The 269-nt window shown below is 63.6% G+C and carries 1 protein-coding gene; it reads left to right on the forward strand.

What is annotated here, in order from left to right; translation table 11 throughout:
* The coding region (locus SB772_RS41365; protein WP_410838694.1) for a DNA-3-methyladenine glycosylase family protein at positions 1–269 on the forward strand (269 nt) is incomplete at both ends.

Raw genomic sequence — 269 nt, forward strand, 5'->3', positions numbered from 1 at the left:
GTTTTCCCGCCCCGGAGCAATTGCTGGCCGTGACACCTGAGGCGATGCGCGCATGCGGTTTTTCGGCGAGCAAGACGGCCACCGTGCAGGGTATTGCCCAAGCTCGGCTAGAGGGTTTGGTGCCCAGCCGTCAGGAGGCGCTGGCCATGGCTGACGAGGTGTTGATCGAACGCCTTGTGGCCCTGCGTGGGGTAGGGCGCTGGACGGTGGAGATGTTGCTGATTTACAGCCTTGAGCGCTCGGACATTCTGCCGGTCGACGACTTCGCG

The sequence above is a fragment of the Paraburkholderia sp. SIMBA_030 genome (genome assembly GCF_046535245.1).
In the GTDB taxonomy this organism is placed as follows: Bacteria; Pseudomonadota; Gammaproteobacteria; order Burkholderiales; family Burkholderiaceae; genus Paraburkholderia.